The 6,000-nt window shown below is 46.5% G+C and carries 7 protein-coding genes; 4 read left to right on the plus strand and 3 right to left on the minus strand.

Features of this window, described 5'->3' with window-relative positions:
• Positions 1-78: 78 nt before the first annotated feature.
• Entirely contained in the window at positions 79-318 is a 240-nt protein-coding gene (locus ACKTT2_RS27795) for a DUF924 family protein (RefSeq protein WP_407892696.1), read from the plus strand.
• 611 nt (positions 319-929) lie between these two features.
• Here ACKTT2_RS27795 and ACKTT2_RS27800 read toward each other — a convergent pair.
• The 3 genes from ACKTT2_RS27800 to ACKTT2_RS27810 all read right to left on the minus strand — a co-directional run bounded on the left by ACKTT2_RS27800 (position 930) and on the right by ACKTT2_RS27810 (position 2,213).
• On the minus strand, positions 930-1,118 hold the full coding sequence (locus ACKTT2_RS27800) for a hypothetical protein (RefSeq protein ID WP_407892682.1): 189 nt from the start codon (positions 1,116-1,118) through the stop codon (positions 930-932).
• Positions 1,119-1,219: 101 nt separating this feature from the next.
• Positions 1,220-1,681: an AraC family transcriptional regulator gene (locus tag ACKTT2_RS27805; RefSeq protein WP_407892684.1), complete on the minus strand. Its 462-nt coding sequence runs from the start codon at positions 1,679-1,681 to the stop codon at positions 1,220-1,222.
• A 295-nt stretch (positions 1,682-1,976) separates the two neighbouring features.
• Positions 1,977-2,213, minus strand: coding sequence for a hypothetical protein (locus tag ACKTT2_RS27810; protein ID WP_407892686.1), 237 nt, complete (start codon positions 2,211-2,213; stop codon positions 1,977-1,979).
• A 538-nt stretch (positions 2,214-2,751) separates the two neighbouring features.
• On the opposite strand from ACKTT2_RS27810, the gene ACKTT2_RS27815 reads away from it, so the two are divergent.
• The 3 genes from ACKTT2_RS27815 to ACKTT2_RS27825 all read left to right on the plus strand — a co-directional run.
• Positions 2,752-4,206, plus strand: coding sequence for an NHLP bacteriocin system secretion protein (locus tag ACKTT2_RS27815; protein ID WP_407892688.1), 1,455 nt, complete (start codon positions 2,752-2,754; stop codon positions 4,204-4,206).
• A 22-nt stretch (positions 4,207-4,228) separates the two neighbouring features.
• Positions 4,229-4,405, plus strand: a complete 177-nt coding sequence (locus ACKTT2_RS27820; RefSeq protein ID WP_407892690.1) for a hypothetical protein — start codon at positions 4,229-4,231, stop codon at positions 4,403-4,405.
• Positions 4,406-4,484: 79 nt separating this feature from the next.
• Positions 4,485-6,000: hypothetical protein (locus ACKTT2_RS27825; RefSeq protein ID WP_407892692.1), on the plus strand; the 1,516-nt coding region annotated here is incomplete at its 3' end.

Below are 6,000 nucleotides of genomic sequence, written 5' to 3' on the forward strand. Positions count from 1 at the left end.
CAGCTCTGTTGACAAGAAAGGGAAAAAACTTTCTTCTTCCTGCCTCTAGGACATTCCGAGGATCTGAAAAACCTAGATCTGGCGGTCAAGCTTGCCTCAGATCTGGTTCTCTTGGCACCACAGGAGTATCGCCCATTGCTAGAGTTCTCCGCCGCGCAAGCACGCGGACATCGGGACGTAATTGCAAGGTTTGGTCGTCATCCTCATCGCAACGCGGTTCTAGGACGCCGCTCGACCTCTGAGGAGCTTGAATACCTCGCAAACGGTCCTCTCGTACATACTCGTTCGATGCCAAACAACTTGTCACAATTTTTCTAGGTCTTTCCTCAAAAATTGCCGCACTCGTGGATAAATAAGGTTGATAGTTCTACCAAAATCACTTGCCATTGCTCAAAAGGCAGCGGTAAAGTTATTGAATTTAAAAGAATACATCAATACGATTGTCACGCAGCGATATTCCTGCGTCCAGAGACCTCCAAAAAGTAGTACAAAAATACTAAATTAACGAACTCATAATCACTCCACCGTGTGGCATTTCCACCTGTTATTTATATAAACCAAAGGGAGAAATGCCATATACCGAGATATAGATTGCAACTAATACTGAGATGGGCGAGTAGACCCAGCCATCCATAGATAATTCTCGGAGAATTTGCTAAAACATCTGGTAGAATGTAATGGATTGGGGACTGGGGATTGCGATCGCAGTGGTTACCGCAAATCCCAAAAACACAATGTCAGTCGTTTGTCAAGATGGCGAGTCAAAATAGTCCGTCTATTGGTCAAGTTCTTAAAAAATTTTTGCGCTCTCGCACTACATTTGTAGAGACCTGGACTGGGGATTGGGGATTGGGGACTGGGGCATCAAGACTGGGTTTAATAATTAGGTGGCATCCCTCGATTACTTGTACGTGTAGCGACCTGCAATACTAATCGCTCAAACCAGCACTTCCCGACTTTTTCAAACCAGGATTATTTGCAACTAAGACTGCTGCAAAACCAGGATTAACTGCAACAGAACCAGGATTATTTGCAACCAGGTAGTAATCATAGCTCTCATCCAGGATTATTGCAAATAGGCTGAAAGCATTGCAATGCTTATGATCTGTAAAGGACAATCAGAAAATACCCGTATTAACATGATTCATCCCACATCTATGCAACACCGGATTTTTCAACGACATCTACCGTTGGCGAAACAAGATGGTGTTCAGAACTGTTAGCGCAATGGCAGATACACGTCTGTAATCATCTCGTGCTCCTGTACATGGGGTCCGACGTTGACGTAGTGAAAAAAGATCGGGAAGTCTCTCAGCGCTTCCCCGCTATTGGGAAACCAGACCTCGTAAAGGTAGGATGCCGGTGATACGTTCTCGCGCGAACCCAAATGCCGCATCACAGCACAGCGACCGCCCGGAATGATTTTGTTCACCACGCCTTGCGGATTCGCCAGAATGTCATTTTCCACTGAGATGCAGAAGTCCACTCGATATTCCTCAGGCGGTGTACTGCGTGGATCGTTGTAATGAATTCCGTAACTACGGTGGCGAGCGGGAGGCAGTCGATTTGCCCGCCGCCATTCCATGAGCTTTTGAACAGTCTCGTATTCGAGATGCGGCGGCCCACAGTGTTCTATAGCTGCCACCTTAGTCTCAGAAAAATGGACGATTTGAACGTTCATTGCTTGCATCTCTCGTGCTTTCCCTTCTTGAAATTATCACTAACCTAGCTGTAGCGACCTGCAATCAAGGTGTTTTTCAAGCCGAATTAATCGGCTACTCAGGCTTGAGTATGCTATCTGTAAGGTAGACTAACCGATTTTTAAAGCTTTTGGGCTACTTACACCCGACTAAATTGTTCAGAATGAACATTAGCATACCCTTTCCGAAAGAGCCAATTAATTGCAACTACAATTGTGCTTCAGCCAAGATTAACTGCAATGAGCAGTAAAGAAAACGGTCGATTTGGAACCCACCTTAACCGGGCACGGCTACAATGTGAGGGGCTTGGCGGAACAGTTCAATGCCAAACAAAAGTGAAATTAAATCGCTGTTTAGTGGGCAACTCGATCCTACACTTGCCCGTGAGTTGCACTCTTCAAATGCTAGCGGCAGGACTGCCACTCTAAGCCGCTTGAGAACGTAATCTTCAAAAACAGAATTTATAGTTGCAAATAATCCTGGCTGAAACCGATGATTGCAGGTTGGTTGCATTTAATCCTGGTTCAGTTACAATTAATCCTGGCTGAAGCGTAATTAGAGTTGCAAATAATCCTGGTTTGGAAAAGCCCTGATTGCAGGTTTGAGCGATTAGTATTACAGGTTGCTACAGTTAAGCTCCGCTTATCGCATAAAGGATTATAAAGTTTTGTATCTGCGGATTTCCGCAGATAAATGTTGGGCGCGGGTTTAAACCGATTCAAATCTATCGCGGTGCTTTTGAGTATGAGAGGACTCTTTATCCTACAAGATTCAGCGCACACAAGCCGTGATTACTGCTATTAAGCGTGGAATTGTCAGTTTGTAAGTGGGGAAAAGGAGAAGGGGAGTGAACCTTTACCTTTTCCCCTTTAGATTGGCTTTAGACTTCAACTAAAGTTGGAGACAACCTTCCACTACGAGATGGACAGGTTTATCCATCACTCGATTGAACAAAAATGTCAACCCAGAGTGGACGACAACAGAGGGTCAATTGTCTATATTGAATCCATAGCAAGGTTTTCGTCCGTAGACTAACCTACTAGAATTGACTATGACTACTATTCGCATTGAAACTAAGGACAAGAATAAACCCGAAATTAAACCCGATCGGTCTGAGTCGGGACTTCAAGAGCTAAACGCGGTTGAAAAGAGCGGGGAAATTCGGCTGCGATTACTTCCGGTTGGAGTGCTGTTCATCGCCTTTGTCCTTTGGGGAGTGTTTGGGAAGATTCCCAATCGGGCTGAGGGACGGGCAGGTATTTTGATTCCTCGCTCCAGCGTTGCGATTCAACCGCGTGAAGGGGGTCGGGTATTGGCGTTGAATATTCGACCAGGTGATTCTGTCAAGAAAGGGCAACTATTAGCAACGATGGAGTTTCCTGAACTGGAGACAGAATTGCAATCCAAGCGCGATCGCCTTGCAGATCTCAAGGCACAAGACCACCAAATTGGTTCTGTTCAAACGAATCGTAGTCAACTCAATTCAATCGCTGTAGCACAGAAGCGTCAGGCAAATTTGGGTCAGATTGAATCGCTGCGGGTGCAATTGGCGAGCAATCAGAGCCAGCGAGAAGCGTACCTCGATCACCTTAAGTACCTGCATAGCTTTAAAGCATCTACGGATGAGAGACTGTCTGCTTACAACAAACTAGTAGTAGAGGGTGCTGTACCCCGCATTGGCTTTCAGTCCTATTACTTTCAATTCAGTCAACAAGAAGTTGCCAATTCTGTGAATCAGACGCAAGTAGCTCTCGATCGTCTTAAGGGAGAGGATGAGAGCTTGCGGGCACAGATACAAACCCTGATGGCAGCGAATGAGGAGCTGGCGACTGAGAAGCGCGGCATCGACCTGCAAGATACCGTCAGTGATGTCACTCGATATAATGCGATCTCCGACCAGCAACGAGACATTAATACCTTACAAGCCGGAATTCGTGCCAATAGCCAGGTAGTGAGTCTTTACGACGGTAAAGTTGAGGAAATTTCTGTCAATTCAGGTGAAGTAGTGCCTCCGAGTGGTCGCATCGGCAGGCTGGCAGTCGATAACCCCAATGCCAAAACGAATGTGGTAGCGCTGTTTAAAGTTGGCGATGCGAAGCGGTTAGCGCCAGGAATGGAAGTAGAAGTGATTCCCGATCTGTACGAGCGCGAACGGTATGGCGGCATCATTGCAAAGGTCATTGAAGTAGCTCAACAGCCAGTCACCGCATCTGAATTATCCAGTGTGGTAGGTAGCCAGGATCTGGCAGAGAAGCTCTTACTGGGACGAGATAAGGACGATCGCGATAAGCCTCAACCGATAAACGCCAGCGTGACGAAGGTGCTCCTGGAACTCCAAACTGACCCTCATACACCCAGTGGCTTTAAGTGGACTGAAGGTAAGGGAGCGCCCAGAGCAATTACAGACGGGACAACTGCCGATGTCAAAGCTGTAATTGAGGAGCGATCGCTGTTCAGTTACTTAACTCCCGCTTTTCGTTGGATTACGGGAGTATACGGATACTAATCTTTAATTGGAGCCTCATGCTATGCAACATTCTAATAGACGGGCGAAGTGGTGGGATTGGTGGTTGAAGTGGTGGGTGATTGCGGCGGCGATCGTTTTCGTCTCGATCGTCTTCAGTGAACCGCCTCAGCTTTGGTTCTGGTTAGTCACATTCTTTGCTCTACTGCTCTATTCTATTGAACGCGCAATCAACGAGTGAATAAAAGATCGTCCTACAATTTCGAAAACGATCCGATGGGTCACATTTCCGGTTGAAGTTTAGAGGAGAAACAAATTCCTTGGATACTCAGTACTCAACGATCGTCAAACAGGGATTGAAATTTTCACTTGGTGCCGGATTATTGGGTAGCTTCTTCTGGCATCGGGCAGATCTATTGGATAACTACGTTTATCCCGTTTTTGGCTATGTCTCTGTTCTGATTGAACCCGCCGCAGGGGGTGCAATCATCGCGGGTCTGGGACGGGTCGGCGGCAGTGCCTTGGGCGGATTCATCGCTGCTATCTTGGTGAATTCATTTGGTCTCTATGGCTCAGGCTTATTTATCATTCCGCCGATTACTTTCATCCTATCTGCCTTAATTTGTGAAACCTATCGCTGGCAAGCAGCCTATTCTCAAGCAACATTGCTGGGAACGCTGATTGCAATGAGAGCAGTTGGGACATCAAATCAGCAAGATATATGGCTGTATCTAAAATCGCGTCTGATTGATAACTCGATTGGCGTTTCGGTAGGAATTGCCGTAGCCCTGCTCTTTTGGCGACAGGATACTCGCACTGAGTTAACCAGAAACTTAAAACAATTTTTGCAAAGTGTACCCCGTTTGTTTCACTTAATCGTGAATCAGTATGCCATGTCTTCCCAGTTAGAGAACACCGAAAATAATCATACTCCCGTTCTTCCCGCCTTCGTGCCGCCAGCCTCGCTACTCGCTCGGCTGACAAAAACCACACAAGCCAGCCTGACAACCCTGACAAAAGCCACGTCTGAATTTCAGAGTCAGAAACTAACAGAGGAGAATTGGAGTGCAATTTTGACGAATCAAAGCCAGCTTTCCCGGCAATTGGCAGATATGCTGGCTCTTGTCGATCGAAATGAGCAAACGTTAGCCCGTCAGTTTAGGGTTGAATTAAATCAGTTTGCTCAACATCTGGAAGAAAGCTGTGATGAGTTAAGCACGATAGCGAAGCGCTGCTGCGAAGCGCAGATCGCCAATACGTCCCATTCTTTCAATCACGATCGCTCTGAACTAGAGCAAGACTTAGCCATTATCAAAGATAAACTTAATTACCTGCGCTCCACCGGAGAAATTAGTCAATACAGCACCTCAGAAACGTTACAATTCTTTCAATTGCTCCAGCTTCTGATCCAATTTACCCAGGAGTTGCGATCGCTGCAAAATCGACTGCTCTATAAAGTGAATGTTGCTGCAACCCATCAGCGAAGGAGACTCTTGACCTTCCCGAAGCGCACGTCTATACCGATGAAGCGGGCGCTCGAAATTGTGGGTATGGGCATTGCGATCGGAATGGTAATCGCCATTGTTCACCATGTCGATTTCCCCTATCCTTCTGCCTATGAGACAGGGGCTGAAGTTATTATGGTTGCCCTAGTTATAATGCTCGTTCAACCGACACGGGGAAGGGCGATCGCGCTCAGTCTGGCTGCCGTCATTTGTTTCTGGCTCAGCCTCTTCTTTATCTATCTCCTGGCTATTTCCTTTGGCTATAATCCCATCACCTGCTGTGTGGTTTACTTTTTCATTTACGTCTGCTGTGCCTTATTGGGATTTACCC

It is taken from the genome of Scytonema hankhaensis NUACC26, assembly GCF_045865695.1.
Lineage (GTDB): Bacteria > Cyanobacteriota > Cyanobacteriia > Cyanobacteriales > Nostocaceae > Scytonema.

Coding starts and splice junctions, on each gene's coding strand:
- ACKTT2_RS27805 (WP_407892684.1), bottom strand. CDS start 1,681: ATGAACGTTCAAATCGTCCATTTTTCTGAGACTAAGGTGGCAGCTATA.
- ACKTT2_RS27810 (WP_407892686.1), bottom strand. CDS start 2,213: ATGCAACCAACCTGCAATCATCGGTTTCAGCCAGGATTATTTGCAACT.
- ACKTT2_RS27815 (WP_407892688.1), top strand. CDS start 2,752: ATGACTACTATTCGCATTGAAACTAAGGACAAGAATAAACCCGAAATT.
- ACKTT2_RS27820 (WP_407892690.1), top strand. CDS start 4,229: ATGCAACATTCTAATAGACGGGCGAAGTGGTGGGATTGGTGGTTGAAG.